The sequence below is a fragment of the Streptomyces sp. NPDC092045 genome, assembly GCF_044756005.1.
Classification (GTDB): domain Bacteria; phylum Actinomycetota; class Actinomycetes; order Streptomycetales; family Streptomycetaceae; genus Streptomyces.
The window spans coordinates 294,263-313,008 of sequence record NZ_JBIVSC010000003.1 but is presented as its reverse complement, the minus strand read 5'-3'; the positions used below and the strand labels follow the sequence as shown (position 1 = coordinate 313,008).

General features: G+C 73.4%; 15 protein-coding genes and 1 pseudogene. 7 read left to right on the top strand and 9 right to left on the bottom strand.

Annotated elements, in window-relative coordinates; genetic code table 11:
* Nucleotides 1-49 precede the first annotated feature (49 nt).
* Together ACIQKA_RS11500 and ACIQKA_RS11495 are read left to right on the top strand one after the other, a co-directional pair.
* Complete coding sequence (locus ACIQKA_RS11500) at nt 50-754, top strand: DUF2470 domain-containing protein (protein WP_383153843.1); 705 nt, start codon at nt 50-52, stop codon at nt 752-754.
* A gap of 132 nt (nt 755-886) precedes the next feature.
* Nucleotides 887-3,190: an MMPL family transporter gene (locus ACIQKA_RS11495; RefSeq protein ID WP_402540750.1), complete on the top strand. Its 2,304-nt coding sequence runs from the start codon at nt 887-889 to the stop codon at nt 3,188-3,190.
* Here the strand turns inward: ACIQKA_RS11495 and ACIQKA_RS11490 are convergent.
* Nucleotides 3,187-4,119, bottom strand: coding sequence for a TIGR03564 family F420-dependent LLM class oxidoreductase (locus ACIQKA_RS11490; protein WP_390108208.1), 933 nt, complete (start codon nt 4,117-4,119; stop codon nt 3,187-3,189). The two genes, ACIQKA_RS11495 and ACIQKA_RS11490, sit on opposite strands and share 4 nt — an antisense overlap.
* 115 nt (nt 4,120-4,234) lie before the next feature.
* On the opposite strand from ACIQKA_RS11490, the gene ACIQKA_RS11485 reads away from it, so the two are divergent.
* Nucleotides 4,235-4,762, top strand: a complete 528-nt coding sequence (locus tag ACIQKA_RS11485) for an HD domain-containing protein (protein ID WP_383153850.1) — start codon at nt 4,235-4,237, stop codon at nt 4,760-4,762.
* A gap of 335 nt (nt 4,763-5,097) precedes the next feature.
* Here ACIQKA_RS11485 and ACIQKA_RS11480 read toward each other — a convergent pair whose 3' ends face one another.
* Nucleotides 5,098-5,688, bottom strand: coding sequence for a TetR/AcrR family transcriptional regulator (locus ACIQKA_RS11480; protein WP_383153853.1), 591 nt, complete (start codon nt 5,686-5,688; stop codon nt 5,098-5,100).
* A gap of 78 nt (nt 5,689-5,766) precedes the next feature.
* Here ACIQKA_RS11480 and ACIQKA_RS11475 point away from each other — a divergent pair.
* Nucleotides 5,767-6,237, top strand: a pseudogene (locus ACIQKA_RS11475) (SRPBCC family protein); the annotation flags it as partial.
* Nucleotides 6,238-6,331: 94 nt separating this feature from the next.
* On the opposite strand, the gene ACIQKA_RS11470 reads toward ACIQKA_RS11475, so the two are convergent.
* Nucleotides 6,332-7,285, bottom strand: a complete 954-nt coding sequence (locus ACIQKA_RS11470) for a glycerophosphodiester phosphodiesterase family protein (protein WP_391094028.1) — start codon at nt 7,283-7,285, stop codon at nt 6,332-6,334.
* Nucleotides 7,286-7,585: 300 nt separating this feature from the next.
* Between ACIQKA_RS11470 and ACIQKA_RS11465 the strand changes: the two genes are divergently transcribed.
* A complete protein-coding gene (locus ACIQKA_RS11465; protein ID WP_383153858.1) occupies nt 7,586-8,236 on the top strand; it encodes an IclR family transcriptional regulator in 651 nt (216 codons plus the stop codon).
* A 171-nt stretch (nt 8,237-8,407) separates the two neighbouring features.
* Nucleotides 8,408-8,878 carry a hypothetical protein gene (locus tag ACIQKA_RS11460; protein ID WP_383153860.1) on the top strand — a complete coding sequence of 157 codons (471 nt, stop codon included), beginning with the start codon at nt 8,408-8,410 and terminating at the stop codon, nt 8,876-8,878.
* An 80-nt stretch (nt 8,879-8,958) separates the two neighbouring features.
* Here ACIQKA_RS11460 and ACIQKA_RS11455 read toward each other — a convergent pair whose 3' ends face one another.
* The 4 genes from ACIQKA_RS11455 to ACIQKA_RS11440 form a co-directional block, all read right to left on the bottom strand.
* Nucleotides 8,959-10,404, bottom strand: coding sequence for a GH1 family beta-glucosidase (locus ACIQKA_RS11455; RefSeq protein ID WP_390108214.1), 1,446 nt, complete (start codon nt 10,402-10,404; stop codon nt 8,959-8,961).
* A 58-nt stretch (nt 10,405-10,462) separates the two neighbouring features.
* Nucleotides 10,463-11,374, bottom strand: coding sequence for a carbohydrate ABC transporter permease (locus ACIQKA_RS11450; RefSeq protein WP_383431693.1), 912 nt, complete (start codon nt 11,372-11,374; stop codon nt 10,463-10,465).
* 3 nt (nt 11,375-11,377) lie between these two features.
* Complete coding sequence (locus ACIQKA_RS11445; RefSeq protein WP_383446933.1) at nt 11,378-12,382, bottom strand: carbohydrate ABC transporter permease; 1,005 nt, start codon at nt 12,380-12,382, stop codon at nt 11,378-11,380.
* A 91-nt stretch (nt 12,383-12,473) separates the two neighbouring features.
* Nucleotides 12,474-13,811, bottom strand: coding sequence for an ABC transporter substrate-binding protein (locus ACIQKA_RS11440; protein ID WP_383446930.1), 1,338 nt, complete (start codon nt 13,809-13,811; stop codon nt 12,474-12,476).
* 368 nt (nt 13,812-14,179) lie between these two features.
* On the opposite strand from ACIQKA_RS11440, the gene ACIQKA_RS11435 reads away from it, so the two are divergent.
* Nucleotides 14,180-15,202 carry a LacI family DNA-binding transcriptional regulator gene (locus ACIQKA_RS11435; RefSeq protein WP_402540748.1) on the top strand — a complete coding sequence of 341 codons (1,023 nt, stop codon included), beginning with the start codon at nt 14,180-14,182 and terminating at the stop codon, nt 15,200-15,202.
* Between the two features lie 116 nt (nt 15,203-15,318).
* Here ACIQKA_RS11435 and ACIQKA_RS11430 read toward each other — a convergent pair whose 3' ends face one another.
* Nucleotides 15,319-17,064: a glycoside hydrolase family 6 protein gene (locus ACIQKA_RS11430; RefSeq protein WP_402540747.1), complete on the bottom strand. Its 1,746-nt coding sequence runs from the start codon at nt 17,062-17,064 to the stop codon at nt 15,319-15,321.
* 135 nt (nt 17,065-17,199) lie between these two features.
* Nucleotides 17,200-18,639 (bottom strand): cellulase family glycosylhydrolase, encoded by a 1,440-nt coding sequence (locus ACIQKA_RS11425; protein ID WP_402540961.1) that lies wholly within the window; start codon nt 18,637-18,639, stop codon nt 17,200-17,202.
* Between the last annotated feature and the right edge of the window lie 107 nt (nt 18,640-18,746).

Below are 18,746 nucleotides of genomic sequence, written 5' to 3'. Positions count from 1 at the left end.
CCTAAGTAGCTGCTTCGGCCTTTCCATCCCCTGCCCCGGGAGAACCCGCATGCGCCCCCTCAGCACCCGCGCCACCCGCCCCACCCCCGCCGAACGCGTGCGCTCCGTCCTCACCGCGGCCCACTCCATGACCGTCGTCACAGACGGCGGCGAGCAGGAGGTGCACCGCCTCGACGGCACGGGACCGATGGGCCACATCCACCTGCACGACCCCTCCGGGGACTGCCCCACCGGACGGACCGCACGCCTCCCCGTGCGCCTCGAACTCACCGACATCGCCCCCACCCCGGTCCGCGACCGCCTCCGCGCCCGCGTCACCCTCACCGGCCTCCTCGACGCCCCCTACGAGTCCGAGGCGACCCGCAGCACGTGCATGGAGTTCGGCCAGGCCCTCCTGGAGGACGCCGACGGCCGCACCTTCGTCGCCCTCGACGAACTCCAGGCGACCGAGCCCGACCCCATGGCCACCTGCGAGGCGGCCATGCTCACCCATCTGGTCGACGACCACGCCGAGCTCGTCCCCCTGCTGCTCCGCCTCGTCCGGCCCCGCCCCGACCGCGACATGGTCCGCGCCCTCCCCGTCGCCCTGGACCGCTACGGCATCACCCTGCGCCTCGAACACCCCACCGGCCACCAGGACGTCCGGCTGCCCTTCCCCACCCCCGTCAGCGACATCGACGAGGCGGGCCCCCGCATCCACGCCCTCCTCTCCGCCGCCCGCCGCTCCTCCCACCCCAACCGCCTGCTGACCTGAAGGACCCCGGCCCGGGCCCCGCGCCCCGTCGAGATGCCGAAGCGCGGTCGCGGACGAACAATGGACGGGTCGGCCCGCAAGCCGCCGGCGCCGGAACCGCTCGGGGACTCCCTACCGGGACACGGCCACGCCATGAACGCAGGAACCCCGGCCGAGGGCCGGCCGTCACCGCCGAGGGGCGCCCTGTACCGCACCGGCCACTGGTGCGCCCGCCACTTCGTCGTCGTCATCGCGCTGTGGCTGGCCGCCATGGTCGGCCTCCAGCTCACCGACCGGGCCGTCGGCGGCCAGTACTCCGACGACTTCGACCTCCCCGGAGTCCAGTCGGCACAGGGGCTCGACGTCCTCGAGGCACACGACCCCGCGGCCGGCGGCTACGGTGCCCAGATCGTCCTGAACCGGCCCTCGGGTCCCCTCACCGACGAGGCGTCCGCCGTCGACTCGACCGTCGCCGCCCTGGAGAAGCTGCCCGACGTCCTCAGCGCCCAGAACCCGCTGCCGCCGCCGGGCACCACCCCGCCCGCCACCCCCGCCGGAACCCCCGACACCGGGCCGCTCTCCACGGACGGCAGGACCGCCTACATCACCGTCCGCTTCGGCGTGCAGCCCTCCACCCTCGGCACCGACTACCTGAACGGCGTCGACGCGGCCGTCCAGCCGCTCCGGGACGCCGGCGTCACCGTCGAGTACGGCGGCACCCTCGGCGAACTGGCCCGCCCCGAGGCCGACGACCGCACCAGCGAGGCCATCGGCTTCGCCGTCGCGATCGTGGTCCTCGTCATCGGCTTCGGCAGCCTGATCGCCGCCGTCCTGCCCCTCGTCACGGCGCTCCTCGGAGCGGTCTGCGGCCTCGCCCTCCTCGGCCTCGCGGCCGCCGCCTTCACCTTCGGCACCGTCTCGCCCACCCTCGCCACGATGATCGGACTCGGCGTCGGCATCGACTACGCCCTCTTCCTCATCACCCGGCACCGCCAGAACCTCATGAACGGCCACGATCCCGCCGACTCGGCGGGCCTCGCGACCACCACCAGCGGCCGCGCCGTCCTGGTCTCCGGCTGCACCGTCATCATCGCCCTGTCCGGCCTGTGGGTCTCCGGCGTCACCTTCATCGGCAAACTCGGGCTCGCCGCCGCCTTCACCGTCGTCACCGCCGTCCTCTCCGCCCTCACCCTCGTCCCCGCCCTCCTCGGACTCGCGGGCCGCCGCATCGACCGCTACCACCTCCGCGAGCCCGTCGCCGAGACCGACGCCGAACCCGGAGCGCCCGCCCACGGAACCTGGCACCGCTACGCCCAACGGGTGGAGAGGCGGCCCTGGTGGTTCCTGACCGGCGGAGTCCTGGCCCTCCTCGTCCTGGCCTTCCCGCTGCTCTTCATCCAGCTCGGCCACATCGGCGACGGAGCCGACCCCGAGTCCTTCACCGACCGGCGGGCCTACGACCTCGTCTCCACGGCCTTCGGCCCCGGCGCCAACGGCCCCCTGACCCTCGTCGTGGACCAGTCGGCCGTCCCCGCCGACGACCGGTCGGCCCTCGCCGCCAAGCTCCAGCAGTCCCTGGCCGACGTCCCCGACGCCGCTTCCGTCACCCCCCTCCAGCCCACCTCCGACGGCCAGGTCCTCGTCGGGACCGCCTACTCGGTCGCCTCCCCGCAGGACGAACGGACCACCGAACTCACGGACCGCCTCGTCGACGACGTGCTGCCGCAGGCGGTGGCCGGGACCGGGGCGAAGACCTACGTCACCGGCACCACGGCGGCCCAGGTCGACTTCCTCGACATCGTCTCCAGCCGGCTCCCGCTGATCATCGCCGTGGTCGTCGGCCTCGCCTTCCTCGTCATCCTGATCGTCTTCAGAGGCCTCCTCGTCGCCCTCAAGGCCGCCGTCCTCAACGTCCTCTCCATCGCCGCCTCCTACGGCGTGGTCGTCGCCGTCTTCCAGTGGGGCTGGGGCGGACCCGCGCTCGGCGTCTCCGGCAAGGTGCCCATCGAGAGCTACGTCCCGATGATGATGTTCGCCATCGTCTTCGGCCTGAGCATGGACTACGAGATCTTCCTGCTGTCCCGCGTCCGCGAGGCCTGGCTGCGCACCGGCGACCCCAAGGCGGCGGTCGCCCACGCCCTGGAGATCACCGCCCGCGTCATCACCTGCGCCGCGCTCATCATGGTCAGCGTCTTCGCGGCCTTCGTCGTCTCCGACAACATCGTCGTCAAGATGCTCGGCCTCGGCCTCGCCGCCAGCGTCCTCATCGACGCCACCGTGGTCCGCCTGCTGCTCGTCCCCGCCGTGATGACCCTCCTCGGCAGCCACGCCTGGTGGCTGCCGCGCCGCCTCGACCGGATCCTGCCCCACCTGGACACCGAGGGCGAGGGTGAGGGCGAACCGGAACGGCCCGCGGCGGGCAAGTCCTGGGAAAAGGGGCCCCGGGGCAAGCCCTAGGAAGAGGAGGAGGACAGCTCCCCGAGCAGCTTCCAGGTGCGGCGCCGGTCCTCCTCGCCGTTCACCTCCGTCGCGGTGAACACCACCTCCGTCGCCCCCGCCTCGCGGTAGCGCCGTACCCCCTCGGCCACGGTCTCCTCGTCGCCGATCAGGGCCAGGCCGGCGGCCCGCTCGGCCCCCGACAGCTCGATCACCCGCCGGTAGGAGGGGATCTTCTCGTAGAGCGCGAGGGCCTCGGCCGAGGCCTCCCGGACGGCGTCCGCGTCGGACGTGACCACGCCCGGCACGAGGGCCACGACCCGGGGCGCGGGACGGCCCGCCGCCTCGGCCGCCGCGTTGACCGCGGGCACGATGTGCTCGGCGAGCGCCCGGGGGCCGGCCAGGAACGGCAGGATGCCGTCGGCGAGTTCACCGCTGACCCGCAGCGCCTGCGGCCCCATGGCGGCGACCAGGACCGGCACCGGCGGCTCGGCGCCCGGCACCGACGCCGAGTACGGGGTGGTGGCCGTCAGCAGCTCCCCGCGGAAGTCGGCGCGGCCCGTCTCCAGGAGCGGACGCAGGGCCGTGAGGAACTCCCTGAGCAGCCCGATCGGCCGCTCGTACGGGAGGCCGAAGGCGGTCTCGGTCAGATGGCGGGTGCCGAGGGCGAGCCCGAGGTGATAGCGGCCGCCGGTGGCGGCCTGCGCCGTCTGCGCCTGGGCCGAGACGACCAGCGGGTGCCGGCCGAAGACCGGGATCGCGGCCGTCCCGACCTGGAGGCCCGGCACCTCGCGCCCGACGATCGCGGCGAGCGAGGGCGAGTCGTACGCGAAGGACTGGCCGAACCACGCGGAGTGCAGGCCGGCGTCGCGCGCCTCCCGCGCGAGCCGCACCGTGTCGTCGATCGGAAGCTGACGGGAGGTCGAACTGAGCGTTGCTCCGAGATTCATGCACCCGGCAACGGGCCCCCTCCGGACGGGCATTCCCGTTCCCGTGTGACGAACATGTGTCGGCAGCCCGGGACCCGTCGCCGCGCCGTCCGCCGCGCCCCGCCATCATGGGGGCATGAAGACTCTCGCCGAGGTGGACGCACTGGCCGACCGCGCGCACGCCGGACAGGTCGACAAGACCGGCGTCCCGTACGTCGCACACGTCCGCGCGGTCGCGGCCGGCCTGGAACCCCTCGGCACGCACCTGGCCATGGCCGGGCTGCTGCACGACGTCGTCGAGGACACCGAGTGGACGGCCGAGCGGCTCCGCGCCGCCGGGATCCCGGACCGGGTCGTCGCCCTCGTCGAGGCCGTCACCAACCGGCCGGACCTCACGTACGAGGAGAAGGTCCGGCAGATCACCGCCGACCCCGACGCCACCCTCGTGAAGATCGCCGACAACGCGCACAACAGCCGCACCGACCGGTCCGCGGCGCTCCCGCCCGACCAGCGGGAACGGCTCGCCGCCAAGTACCGCGCGGCCCGCGCCGTCCTCTGGCCCGCCGCCGACCCCGACCGGATCGCGACGATCCTGCGCGTGGTCAACCCGGACCTCCTGGCCGAACTCGACGGCCCCGCCCCGGGCACCGGCACGCCCTCCTGACCCGGCGCGACCGCGCGGACGTGTGCGGCGTACGGGACGCCGGTCTCGTCGACCCGTCCGGCGAGCGCACGGTCCAGGCGGTCGGCAGCGACGGCGAGGACGGCCTGATCGAGCCCGGAACCGTCGTGCTCACCCACGCGATCATGGTCCGGGCCTTCGTCGACGACATCGAGGCCCACGCCCTCCGGCACCGCCTCCTGGGCGGCGGAAGGAGCGCGGACGACCGGGGCGGCCCGGAACCGGAAGGGCGGGGCCGCCCGGAACCGGAAGGGCGGGGCCGCCCCTCCGGTCCCCGGCCGCCCCTCCGGTCCGGGTCCCGTCTCTCGGATCAGGCTTCAGCCGGCGGCGCCGAGCAGCGCCGCGGCGCTCTCCTCGGCCAGGTCCTCGGCGTACGGCGGCAGGTCCGCGCCGGCGCGCAGGTGGCGGCGGACCAGGCTCAGCGGGACCTCGACCACGGCGAGGGCGATCCGCTCGCGGTCCCGCGGCCCGGTCGTGCCGAGGGCCGTGCCCAGCGCGGCCAGCCGGGCGAGCGTGCGGCGGTTGCCCCTGTCCGCCCGCGCCCGGTGCTCCGCGGACCAGTCGGCCTGTCCGAAGTCCCCCGCGCCGTACAGCAGGACCGCGGCCTGCCGCGGGTGGGCCCGGCTCCAGGCGACGACGTGCCGGGCGGCCGCGCGGGCGGCCCGGTGCGGGTCGGGCTCGCGGTCGAGGGCCTCGGCGTACCCCTCCTGGAATTGCTCGACGGTCCGCAGCCACGTCTCGGCGAGCAGCTCCGGACGTCCCGCGAAGCGGTGGTAGACGGAGCCGCTGGGCGCGCCGATCGCCTGGGCGACGGCGGACATGGTGACGGCGGCCGGCCCTCCGGCGGCGGCGAGCAGGACGGCGGCGTCGAGGATCTGGGCGCTGTCGAAGCGGGGTGGTCGGGCCATGAATCGGAGAGTATCCTCCACATCGATATTGGAGGCATGTCTCTAATACGTGACCGCACTCTGCCCGCGAGGAGACCCATGGCCGTCCACAACGTGCACGAACGCCTGGTCGCGACGACCGCCGACGCGATGGGTGAGCTGCTCGACACCCTCTCCGCCGGTCCCGAGGACCGGCTCTGGCCGTCGGCGCACTGGCCCGCCCTGCGGCTCGACCGCGGGCTGTCGCCCGGTTCCGCCGGAGGGCACGGGCCGATCCGGTACACCGTCACCGCGTACGAGCCCGGCGCGCGCGTGCGGTTCGTCTTCACCGGGCCGCCCGGGTTCCACGGCTTCCACGAGTTCACCGTGGTCCCGGTCGACGCGCGGCGCACCCTGCTGCGGCACACCCTGTCGATGCGGACCACGGGAGCGGCCCGCCTGACCTGGCCCCTCCTCTACCGCCCGCTGCACGACGCCCTGGTGGAGGACGGCCTGGACCGCGCCGGGGCGCCGGCCCGGCCCGCGCGCTGGAGCCCGTACGTCCGGCTGCTGCGCGCGGCCCTGGCCCGATACGGCCGGGCCGGATCCGACGACCGCCGACCGGGCCGCACCGCATCTCGCGAGCGTCCTCCCCACCGCGAGGAACGGCGTCCTCGACGTCCGCTCAGAGGGACGGGCCCCGGCCCGCGCTCCGTCCCGCCGTCCAGCCCGCCAGCTCGGCGGGCCGGTTGGTGATGACGCCGTCCACGCCGAGGGCGTCCATCGTCTTCCAGCGGGCGGGGGCGTCGACCGTCCAGACGTTGACCGCCACGCCCGCCGCGTGCAGCTCGCCGACCACCTCCGGCCGGCCGGCCAGGGCGACGTGCGAGACGTTGTACGCGGTGAGGCCGAGATCCGCCGCGACCGCGACCGGATCGGCGTCCAACGCGTCGCGCAGGAGGCCGAGCGGGAGTTCGGGCGCCAGCTCGCGCGCGTACCGCAGGGACGGGACGTCGAAGCTCTGCACGAAGACCCGGCGCGTTATGGCCTGCTCTTCGACCTCCCGCACGATCCGGGCCACCTCGTCGCGGCTGTGCCGGCCCTTGATCTCCAGGAGCAGGTTGCCGCCGCGCTCCCGCAGGTCCGCGAGCTGGGCGGCCAGGGTCGGGACGCGGGCGCCGGCGTAGACCGGTGCGAACCAGGAGCCCGCGTCCAGGGCGTCCAGCCGGGCGGAGGACAGGGACCGGATCGGGCCCGTCCCGTCGGTGGTCCGGTCGACGGTCGCGTCGTGCAGGACGTACGGCACGCCGTCGCTGCTCGGCTGGACGTCGTTCTCGATCCACTTCGCCCCGCCCCGCCGGGCGACCTCGCCGGCGACCAGCGTGTTCTCGGGCGCGGCGGAGGAGGCCCCCCGGTGGGCGAACACGGTCAGCGGCGCCCCGGCGGGGCGGATCCAGGGATTTCCCCGGGCCTTGGAGTCCTGCTCGGCGGCGCGGGGCGCGGACGGCGGCGCCGGAGGGGACGGCGGGGACGGGGCGGTCACGAACGCGGTCGCGAGCACCGCCGCGGAGACGGCCCCGGCCGTGAAGCCGGCGGTCCGGCGGCGCGACCGGAAAACGGGCGGAAGGGCATCTTTCATGAGGGCACACCCTAGAGGGGACGTATCGGAACATCGGCGTGTTCGCGCCACGACGCGCGGTCCGAGCCCCTTCGCCGGAACGTCCGGTCTGCGGCATGGTGGGAGACGTGCCCGGAGCCGTGCCGTCGGGGGACCACGGCCGGGCGTGCGAAGTGAGGGGGACTCATGGACACGGACGCGCACACGACTACGCACACGACTACGGATACGGATACGGATACGGATGCGGGGCCGGGGGCGGACCGCGCCGGGGCGCGGGACGGAGACGGGCGGGGCCCGCGCGGCCGGAGCGGCCGGGGCGTGCTCGAAGGGGCCTTCGCCCTGCTCGACGCCCTCCGCCGGAACGGCGACGAGGCCGGGGTGACCGAACTGGCCCTCGCCTGCGGGGTGCCCAAGGGCAGCGTCCACCGGCTGCTCGACCAGCTCGTCGCCGTCGGCGCCGTCGAGCGGACCGGGAACCGCTACCGGGTCGGCCCGCAGCTCTACCGCCTCGGCCAGGCCTGGGAACCCCACCCCGGCCTCCGCCCCGCCGCCCGGCTGCCGCTCCAGCGCCTGCGGGCCGCCACCGGCGCGAGCGTCGTCCTCGTCGTGCTCCGCGAGGAGACCGCACTCACGGTCGGCTCGGTGCCGGGGGACCTGGAACCCCTCCTGCCCGTACGGGACGGACTCGCGTTCCGGCTCGACACGGCCGCCGGAAGGGCCCTGCGGGGACCCCTGAGGGGCGGCGCCGTCCTCGACCGGGAGGACGTGATGGAAGGGGTGTGCTGCGCCTCGCTGCCGGTCCGCGCCCCGGACGGCCGCACGGTCGCCGCGCTCGCCGCCATGGTCCCGGCGGGCCGCCGGCTCGACGCGCTCGCCCACGCCGTCGCCGGGGCCGGCGCCGCGATCACCCGCGCGCTCGCCGGCGGCGGCCGGCGGAGACCGCTCCCGCCGACCGTCCTCGTACCCTGACGGAATTCTCCGACGGCGCCCGTTCCGGCCAGTGGAACGCGCGTAGAACCGGGCCGGGGGAGCGGGGCACAGTGGGTGTCGTGCCGGGGGGAAACGGCACACCGGGACCGCCGGGGAAGGCGGACCGGACTCCACGTCACACCCGTGACCCGATGTGTGGGGGGACACCACATGCGCAAGAACCGAGCCGCCCGACTGGCCGCCGCCGCTCTGCTCGGACTCGGAGGCCTCGGCGCCTTCGCCGGCACCGCGCACGCCGAGCCGATCGACTACGTGCGGATCGAGCTCGTCGAGCTGCACTGCCAGAAGAACAGCGAGGGCGACCACGACGAGGCCTACCTCAAGATCACCGACGCCAACGGCAACGCCGTCAAGGTCTGGCCCGGCGGCGGACTCAAGTACCAGACCATGGGCACCGGTTACGTCCGCTCCATGGCCGACGGCAACGGCAACGCGGCCCTGATCCTGGGCAAGCAGCAGGCCCGCACCCTGACCCTGTGGGACCAGGACTCCTTCGGCGGCGACGACAAGCTCGGCGCCACCCTGGTCACCGGCTCCGAGGTCGGCGCCGAGACCCAGTGGCGCACCGTCGAGGGCTCCGGCGGCGTCTACGTCATCGGCTACCGGGTGATCGACATCTGACGTCCGGTCAGGACGCCCCGAGGGCCGTGCCGGTGATCCGGCACGGCCCTCCGCGCGTTCCTGTCCCGCGTCCGGAACCGTCAGCCCGCGTCCGGGGCCGTCAGCTCGCCCGACCGCGCCACCCGCGCGTACCAGCGGGCGCTCGACTTCGGCGTCCGCTCCAGGGTGTCGTAGTCCACCCGGACCGCCCCGAACCGCTTCGCGTAGCCGTAGGCCCACTCGAAGTTGTCGAGCAGCGACCACAGGAAGTAGCCGCGCACGTCCACGCCGTCCGCGAGCGCCCGGTGCACCGCCTCCAGGTGCGCGTGCACGTAGGCGGCCCGCTCCGGGTCGTGCACCGAACCGTCCGGGCCGACCACGTCCTCGTACGCCGCCCCGTTCTCGCTGATCACCAGCGGAAGACCGGGATGTGCGGCGGACACCCGCCGCAGCAGGTCGTACAGCGCGCCCGCGTCGACCGGCCAGCCCATCGCCGTCCGCTCGCCCGGCGCCCGGTGGAACGCCACCCGGTCCGCCCCCGGCCACGGGGAGTGCGGACTGTCGCCGTGCCCGTCGTCCTGCGGCTTCTCGGCGCCCTCCGCGACCTCCGACACCAGGGTCGGCGCGTAGTAGTTGACCGCCAGCAGGTCCAGCGGCTGGTTCGCCGCCGCCGCGTCCCCGTCCCGCACGAAGGACCAGTCGGTGAGGTGCGCGGTGTCGGCGAGCAGGTCCTCGGGGTAGGCGCCCTCCAGCATCGGGCCCAGCCAGATCCGGTTGCCGACGGCGTCGATGCGGCGGACCGCGTCCAGGTCCCCGGCGGAACCGGTCAGCGGCCGCACCTCGTGCAGGTTGAGGGAGACGGAGAGCTGCCGCCGGTCCGCAGGCAGCGCGGCCCGCAGCGCCTGGACCGCGAGCCCGTGCCCCAGGTTCAGGTGGTGGGCCGCGCGCAGGGCGGCCACCGGGTCGGTGCGGCCCGGCGCGTGCACCCCGGAGCCGTACCCCAGGAAGGCGCTGCACCAGGGCTCGTTGAGCGTGGTCCACCGGGAGACCCGGTCGCCGACGGCGTCCGCGACGATCCCCGCGTACTCGGCGAACCGCTCGGCGGTCGACCGCTCCGGCCAGCCCCCCGCGTCCTCCAGCTCCTGCGGCAGGTCCCAGTGGTAGAGCGTCAGGGCCGGCTCGATCCCGGCGGCCAGCAGCTCGTCCACCAGCGCCCGGTAGAAGTCCAGACCCTTCTGGACGGCGGGACCGCGCCCGGTGGGCTGCACCCGGGACCAGGAGACGGAGAACCGGTAGGCGTTCAGGCCCAGTTCGGACATGAGGGCGACGTCCTCGCGGAACCGGTGGTAGTGGTCCACGGCCACGTCGCCGGTGTGGCCCTCGAAGACCTTGCCCGGGGTGTGCGAGAAGGTGTCCCAGATGGACGGGGTACGGCCGTCCTCCGCCGCCGCTCCCTCGATCTGGTACGCGGCGGTGGCCGCGCCCCAGAGGAAGCCGGGCGGGAACGAGCGGATGGCGGTGAGCGGCCGGGTTTCGGACGCGGTCATAGGAGGGCGCTCCCAACGCTGGTGCGGGATCGGTACGTTCTGGTGGGTGGGGGGCCGGTCAGCTCTTGACGGCGCCGGCCGTGATGCCGCCCACGATGTGCTTGCCGAGGAAGGCGAAGACGAGCAGCAGCGGCACGGTGGAGATCAGGGCGCCGGTCAGCACGATGGCGTGGTCCACGCTGTGGTTGCCCGCGCCGAGCCCGGCGAGCGCCACCTGGAGGGTGGGGTTGCCGTCCGGGGTGAGCGCGATGAACGGCCAGAAGAAGTCGTTCCACGACTGGACGAAGACCAGCATGCCGAGCACCGCCATCGCGGGCCGGGCCACCGGGAAGACCACGTGCCAGATCACCCGGAGGCTGTGCGCGCCGTCCATCCGGGCCGCCTCCACCAGCTCCACGGGCAGCGCCTCCACGAGGAACTGGCGCATGAAGAACACGCCGAAGGCGGCGACGAGCGAGGGCAGGACCACCGACTGGAGCTGGTCGACCCAGCCCAGGTCCGTGACGATCTGGTAGAGCGGGATGACGCTGAGCTGCGGCGGGATCGTCATGGTGGCGACCACCAGCGAGAGCAGCATCGTGCGGCCCCGGAAGGGCAGTTTGGCGAAGGCGAAGCCGGCGAGCGTGGAGAAGAGGACGGTGGACACGGCCACCAGGCTCGCCACGATCGTCGTGTTGACCAGGGCCTCGCCCATGTCGACCTGGTTCCAGGCGAAGGTGAGGTTGTCGAACAGGCGGGGGCCGGGCAGCAGCGGCGCCGGGGCCTCCACGACCCGCTCGCCGGTGTGCGAGGCGGCGACCACGTTCCAGTACAGCGGGAAGAGCGAGACCACCGCGGCGAGGGCGAGCAGGACGTACGTGAGCGGTCCGGCGTGGTGCTGCTTCCCGGCCGTCCGGCGGAAGCGCCGGCCGCGCGCGGGCCTTCCGGCCACCGGGTCCTTCGGGCGGGGCGTGTCGAGTGTGCGCGCCATGGGTCAGCCCCCCAGCTTCTTGCGGTTGTGGCGGGCGACGAGCGCCTGGACGCCGCCGACGAGCAGCAGGAGCAGCAGCATCACCCAGGCGATGGCCGAGGCCTGCCCGAGGGCGCCGGTGACCCACCCCTTCTCGTACATCAGCAGGCTCAGCGTCTGGAACTGGTTGCCGCTGCCGCCGCTGATGCCGACGCTGCCGCCGTAGAGCATCGGCTCCCCGAAGAGCTGGGTGGCGCCGATGGTGGAGACGACGACGGTGAAGAGGATGGTGGGCCGGATGGAGGGGATGGTGACGCTGAGGAACTGGCGCCAGCGCGAGGCCCCGTCCAGGGAGGCCGCCTCGTACAGGTCCTGCGGCACGGCCTGCATGGCGGCCAGGTAGATCAGCGCGTTGTAGCCGGTCCAGCGCCAGGTCACGATCGTCGAGATGGCGATCTGCGCGGGCCACTTGGACGCCTCCCAGTCGACCGGGCCGACGCCGGTCCACTCCAGGAGGCTGTTGATCATCCCGTAGTCGGTGTTGAACAGCTGGGCGAAGACCAGGGTCGCCGCCGCGATCGAGGTGGCGTACGGGGCGAGGATCGCGACCCGGAAGAAGCCGCGGCCCCGCAGCTTGTAGTTCAGCAGGTGCGCCAGGCCCAGGGCCATGAGCAGCTGCGGGACGGTCGAGATCACCCCGATGGTGAAGGTGTTGACGAGCGCGTTCCAGAAGAACTCGCTGGTCGCGAGGTCGGTGTAGTTCTCCAGGCCCTTCCACTCGGCCCCGCCGCCGAGCTCCACCCGGTGCAGGGAGAGCCAGCCGGTGTAGATCAGGGGGAAGAGGCCGAAGGCGGCGAAGGTGAGGAAGAAGGGGGCGACGAAGACGTACGGGACCGCCTTCAGGTCCCAGCGGTAGAGGGTGCTGCGCCAGCCGCCGGGGGCGGGGCTGCGGCCGTGCGGGCCGGGGGAGGAGGTCGGGGCGGCGGGCGGCGGGGAGCCGTCGGACCGCGTCCGGACGGAGGTGGCCACGGGGGCGTCCTTCCAGGTCGATGCGTGCGCCGGTGCGGACGGTGCCGGTCCGCCGCCCGGCAGGCGGCGGCGGACCGGCACGCGGCCCCCGCTACTGGTCGATCTTGTCGTCGACCAGCTTCTTGACGTTCTCCCAGGCCTTGGCCGGGTCGGTGCCGCGCTGCTCGATGTCGAGGATGCCGTTGTCGGTGAGGAAGGTCTTCACCTGGCCGTCGTAGCGGCTGATGCTCGCGGGCGTGATCCTGGCCGCGGCGCCGGAGAAGATCTTGCCGACCGGGGTGTCGCCGAAGTACGGCAGCTTGGCCTCCTGGACGGCGACCGAGGTCAGCGTGTCCTTGGACGAGGGGATGTTGCCGTTCACCGCGAACACCTTGGCGTGCTGCTCCGGGGCGGTCAGCCAGGCGGCGAGCTCGGCCGCCTCCTTGGCGTGCTTCCCGGACTTCGGCACGGCGAGGAAGGCGCCGCCCCAGTTGCCGGCCACCGGCGGCGCGGCGATGTCCCACTTGCCCTGGTTGGCGGGCCCCGCCTGGTCCTTGATGATGCCGGTCATCCAGCTCGGGCAGGCGACGGTGGCGAACTTCGAGTTCTTGAAGGCCGCGTTCCAGGTGCCCTTCTCGTCGAACTGGCGCAGCTTGGCGGTGAGTCCGCCCTGCGCCGCCGCGACGGCGGTGTTCCAGGCCTTCTTCACGCCGGGACTGTTCTCCCAGTCGAGGTTGCCGCTCGCGTCGGCGTACTGCACCGGGTCGCTGGAGACGACCGCGTTGAAGAGGCCGCTCGCCGAGTCGTGGAAGGCGGTGCCGGCGGGCGCGTTCTTCTGGTAGGTCTTGCCGGTCTCCAGGAACTTGGACCAGTCGCCGGCCCACAGCTTCCCGACGGCGTCGCGGTCGGTGGGCAGCTTGGCCTTGGCGAAGAGGTCCTTGTTGTAGCAGACGGCCATGGGGCCGATGTCGGTGCCGAGGCCGATCACGCTGCCGTCGGCGGTGGTCGCCTGCTTCACCTTCCAGTCGAGGAAGGCGTCGAGCTTCGCGCCGCCCTCCTTGCCCAGGTCGACCCACTTGTCCGCCATGGTGGGGCCGGTCGCCTCGGCGATGTAGCCGACCTCGATCGCCTGGACGTCCGCGAGTCCGCTGTTGCGGGAGAGGCGCAGCTTCAGCGTGTCCCAGTACTTCTGCCCGTCGGCGACGTTCGACTCCTCGATCTTGATGCCGGGGTGGGTCTTCTCGTACTCGGCGTAGAGCTTGGCGCCGGTCTTGTCGTCGTAGCCGAAGGAACCGAAGGTCCCGACCCGCAGCGTGATCGTGCCGCCGCTCTTGGCGCCGTCGTCGTCGCCGTCGCCGCCACAGCCGGTGAGCAGGGCCGTGCCGGTCATGACGACGGCGACCGCCGCTGCCGCCGTGCGGCGCCCGCGTCTGCTGCTGGAAGTGCGCATTCCACTCTCCTCGTCCAAGGTGGTGCTCGTTGTGCGCCGGGGGATCCGGTCGGCTGAACGCGGCTCGGCGGCGGCCGGCCGGATCCGTGGCGGGTTTCGCGCCTCCCGTATGGGAGCGCTCCCACGTCGTTGCCGGAAGGTTGCTGCCTGCCGGGTGCGAGTGTCAAGACATGAACGCGGATTCGTTACCGGAAGGTTTTCCGGGGGTTTCGCGCCCTCCCCGCGCCACACTCCCGTCACTTCCCGAACGATCTCCGGGGTGCGCCTCATGGCGCGGAGGGGTGCGGGTGATCTAATGTGGGAGCGCTCCCATCGGTGTGGGGGCCGCTTGAACAGCACTTCTGTCTACGAGGGGAGCCGGTGGGGTCGTGAACGGACGGCAGAGCGGCAGACCCACCCTGGAGCAGGTCGCGGCCAGGGCCGGGGTCGGCCGGGGCACGGTCTCCCGGGTCATCAACGGCTCCCCCCGGGTCAGCGAACGGGCCAGGACGGCCGTCGCCAGGGCCGTCGCGGAGCTCGGCTACGTGCCCAACCAGGCCGCCCGCGCCCTGGCCGGCAGTCGCACCGACGCGATCGCGCTCGTCATCCCCGAGGCCGAGGCCCGACTCTTCGCGGAGCCCTACTTCCTCGACCTCATCCGCGGCGTCAGCGCCGAACTGGCCGATCACGACAAGCAGTTGCTGCTGACCCTGGTCCGCAGCGAGCAGGAGCGGCAGCGCTTCGAGCAGTACCTCGCGGCCCAGCGCGTCGACGGGGTGCTGCTCGCCTCCGTCCACGGCGACGACCCGCTGCCCGACCGGATCGGGGAGCTGGGCCTGCCGGTCGTCATGAACGGGCGCCGCACGGAGGCCGAACCCGTGCCCTACGTGGACTCCGACAACATCGGGGCGGGGCGGGCGGCCGTCGCCCACCTGGTGGGACGCGGCCGGAGCCGGATCGCGACCGTCACCGGGCCCCTCGACATGTACGTGGCGCGCGCCCGGCTCGGCGGCTACCGGGCCGGTCTCGCCGAGGCCGGTCTCGCGCCCGACGAGGAGCTGGTCGCGGCGGGCGACTTCACCGAGGAGGGCGGCCGGCGGGCCACGCGCCTGCTGCTCGAACGCCGGCCGGACCTGGACGCGGTCTTCGCCGCCTCCGACGTGATGGCGGCCGGGGCACGCGGAGCCCTGCGGGAGGCGGGCCGCCGGGTGCCCGAGGACGTGGCCCTCGTCGGGGTCGACGACTCGCCGGTGGCACGGCTGATGGACCCGCCGCTGACCAGCGTGCGGCAGCCGATCGAGGAGATGGGCCGCACGATGGCGCGGATGCTGGTCCGGGGCATCGTGGAGGAGCGGACGGAGCCCTGCCGGCACGTGCTGCCGACGGAGCTCGTGGTGCGCGCGTCGTCCTGAGCGGACGGGACCCGCGGCCCGGTGGATTCCGGACCGCGGGTCCCGCCCCCGTACGGGGCGCTACGGCGCGGGCGTCACGGCGCGGGTGCCGCGGCGCGGGCGTCGCGGCGCGGGCGTCACAGTGCCGGGTGGGCGTTCTTCAGGAGTTCCCGGAACTGGGCCGAGAACCACCGGCCCGAGACCGGGGCGTCCGGCAGCGCGCCCGACATGCTGTTCCCGTTGCGCGCGTTGCCCGTGTACGTCGGGTCGCACATCCGGTCGAAGCCCTTGCCCTCGTCGTTCGGGATCTCCTTGCTGGCGCCGTCGGACTCGCCCGGGGGCTTCATCCAGACGTACGCGTCGATGCCCGCGGCGGGCGCCGCCTGGGGCCGCTCGCCGAGCCCAGCGCCGGCCTGGTTGCACCAGTTGCCGAGGTGGATGCGCCGGTCGTAGCGCCCGCCGTTCACGTACGTGTCGACGTTCGTCGTCGCGCCCGGGGCGGTGGGCCGGGCGGTGCCGCCCCAGCCGTTGCGGGAGGTGTCGATCAGCATGCCGAGGCCGGCGTCGAAGCCGAGCGAGACCAGCTTGGCGCGCATGGCCTGGGCGTACGACAGCTCGTCGGTGTACCGGTTCCAGTCGACCCACTTCGACTGGCGCACGGAGACGCCGTTCACGCTGTCGCCGATCCCGAAGTGGTCCTCCTTCAGGGCGCTGTAGTTGGCGGTGTTGACGATGAAGCCGTGCACGTTCGCGACCGTGGAGCCCTCGGCGGTGGCGGCCTGCTTGAACAGCTCGGCGGAGGCGCCGAAGTTGTCGTCCCAGCCCAGCCAGCCGTGGTGGCCGGCGTCCACGTAGTTGTAGACGTTGGCGATCGAGCCCAGCTTGTTCAGGGCGTAGCCGACGCCGGTGACGTAGTTGCCGTTGGCCTTCATGACGTCGCAGTTGGCGGTGGCGGTCGGCCGTCCGCTGACGTTGGTGACCAGGTTGGGCAGCGAGTCGATCTCGACGGTGGTGACGATCCGCAGGCCCGCGTACTTCGGGTCGGCGAGGATCGCGGCGATCGGGTCGATGTACTGGGTCTTGTAGCGGCCGATCTCGGTCGGGCCCAGCTCGCCGTTGGAGGCGAGCGCCGCGCAGTCGCGGCCGGGCAGGTTGTAGACGACCAGCTGGACGACCAGCTCGCCGGAGCCCTTCTGCTTCAGGGCCTCGTCCAGGTGGGCGCGCAGGCCCATGGAGGTCGCGGAGCCGTCGATGGCGGCGATCCGGTCGAGCCAGACGCCGGTGGGCTGGTTCGCCACCTTGGTCCCGCCCGGCTCGGCGGCGGCCTTCGCGGACCACTCGGGGTTCACGTACACCTTGGCGCCGGCGTAGGGGTTGTCGGCCCTGGAACCGGCGGGCGGGGTGGTGGGCGGGGTCGTCGGGGGAGTGGTGGGCGGGTCCGTGGGCGGGGTGGTGGTCGTGTTGCAGGTGACCCCGTTGAGCTTGAAGGTCGCCGGTACCGCGTTCGTACCGCTGTGGGAACCGTTGAAGCCGAAGGAGGCCGAGCCCCCGGTGGCCAGCGCCCCGTTGTAGGAGAGGCTCTTGGCGGTGACGGCGGTGCCGGACTGGGTGATCGTGGCGTTCCAGCCCTGGGTGACCTGCTGGTTCCCGGCGTAGGACCACTCGACGGTCCAGGAGGCCACCGGGTCGCCGGTGTTGGTGACGGTCACGTCGGCGCCGAAGCCGGTGTTCCACTGGTTGGTGATCCGGTAGTCGACCTTGCAGCCGGGCGCGGCGGCGCCGGCGGTGGCGGCGCCGAGGACGGTGGCGGTGGCGCCGGTGGCCGTGATGAGGCCGAGCGCCGCCAGGAGGGCGGTGCGGCTGGTGCGACGGGTGCGGCTCATGCGGGTGGGGATTCCTCTCGAACGGGAAGGGACGATCGCCGGGAGGGCGATCGGGGGGAGGGGCCTCGATCGCCGGGAGGGCGATCGAGGAGAAGAGGCGATCGCCGGGAAGCGGCGGTCGGGAGGGAGGGGCCGTCAGGGGGCGAGGGCGCGCAGGTGGTCGCGCAGCCCGATGCCGAACGCGGTGGGAGTGCCGTCGTACGCGCTGATCAGGGCGGGCCCGGAACCGCAGTCCCAGGTGTTCCAGGTCCAGCCCAGGTACGACAGGCCGCGGTCGTCGAACCACTTCATGACGCGGTCGACGAACGCGTGTCCGCAGGTGTTCTCACCGATCTCGCCCGCGAGCAGGGGCACTCGCGCGGCGACGGGGGCGAGGGTGTCGTTCCAGCACGTCTCGGTGGAGCAGGAGTTGAAGTTGTAGACGTGCCAGGCGGCGGCCAGATTGCCCGCCGGGTCCGTGGGAGCGTGCGCGAGCCACTGGCTCAGGTCGTTGGAGTACGCGATGCCCGGCACGAGGACGAGGTTCTTCGCCCCCGTGGCGCGGACGGCGTCCACCAGGTCCTGCATGCCGGCGACCTCGTAGCCGATGCCGGGGCAGGTGCCGCCGTCGCGCCAGCAGGACCAGGCCTGCGCCGCGGTGGGGGTCGCCCGGTCGGGATAGGGCTCGTTGAACAGGTCGAAGACGATCCGCCGGTCGTGCTTGAAGGTGTTCGCGACCGAGGTCCAGAACGCCGGGGTGTACCGCGCGCCGGGCATCGGCTTCTGGCAGGAGGCGTGCACGTCGGAGCAGCCCGCCGAGTTGCCTGTGTACCGGCCGTGGGTCCAGTGCAGTTCGACGACCGGGGTCATGCCGTGGGCGAGGACCCGGCCCACCAGCTCCTCGACGGCGGCGACGTAGTGCGTGCCCCGGTACTCGGGCTTGATGTTGTCGAGGCCGAGCCAGCACTCCTCGTTGAGGGGGATGCGGACCGTGTTGGCCTTCCAGTCGGCGATGGCCCTGATCGAGGCGTCGTCGACGGGACCGTCGAAGAAGCCGTGGCCCTGGACGCACATGAACTCGCCGCCGGAGCGGTTGACGCCGAGGAGCCGGCGGACGGCGCCGTTCTGGTCGACGAACTTGTTGCCGAAGACGCCGAGTTCGGGGGCGCCGGGGGCGGGGGTGGGGGGCGGGGAGGTCGGTCCGGTGGGTGTGGGAGTGGGTGTGGGGGTCGGGGTGGGGCCCGGGGGAGTGCCCGTGTCGCAGGGGACGCCGTCGAGGGTGAACGCGGTGGGGGCGGTGTTGGTCCCCGACCAGGAGGCGACGAAGCCGCCCGTGACCTTCGCCCCCGTGGCGAGCGAGCCGTTCCAGCTCTCGTTCACCACGGTGACGTCGGCGCCGGACTGGGACCACTTGCCGCCCCAGCCCTGGCCGACGACCTGGCCGGCCGGGAAGGAGAAGCCGAGGCTCCACCCGTTCAGCGCGGCGCCGTTGTTGGTGACGGTGACGGAGCCCTGGTAGCCGCCGGCCCACTGGCCGACGACCGCGTACTCCACCGTGCAGGCGGACGCGGCCGCGGCTCCGGAGGCCGTACCCATGAGGGCGAGAGCGGTGCTCGCCGTCGTGAGCGCGGCTCCCGCGAGCAGCGCGGACGGACGTAAGAGGCGTGAGCCGTACGGGAAGTGCGCGGAACGTGCGGGGCGTA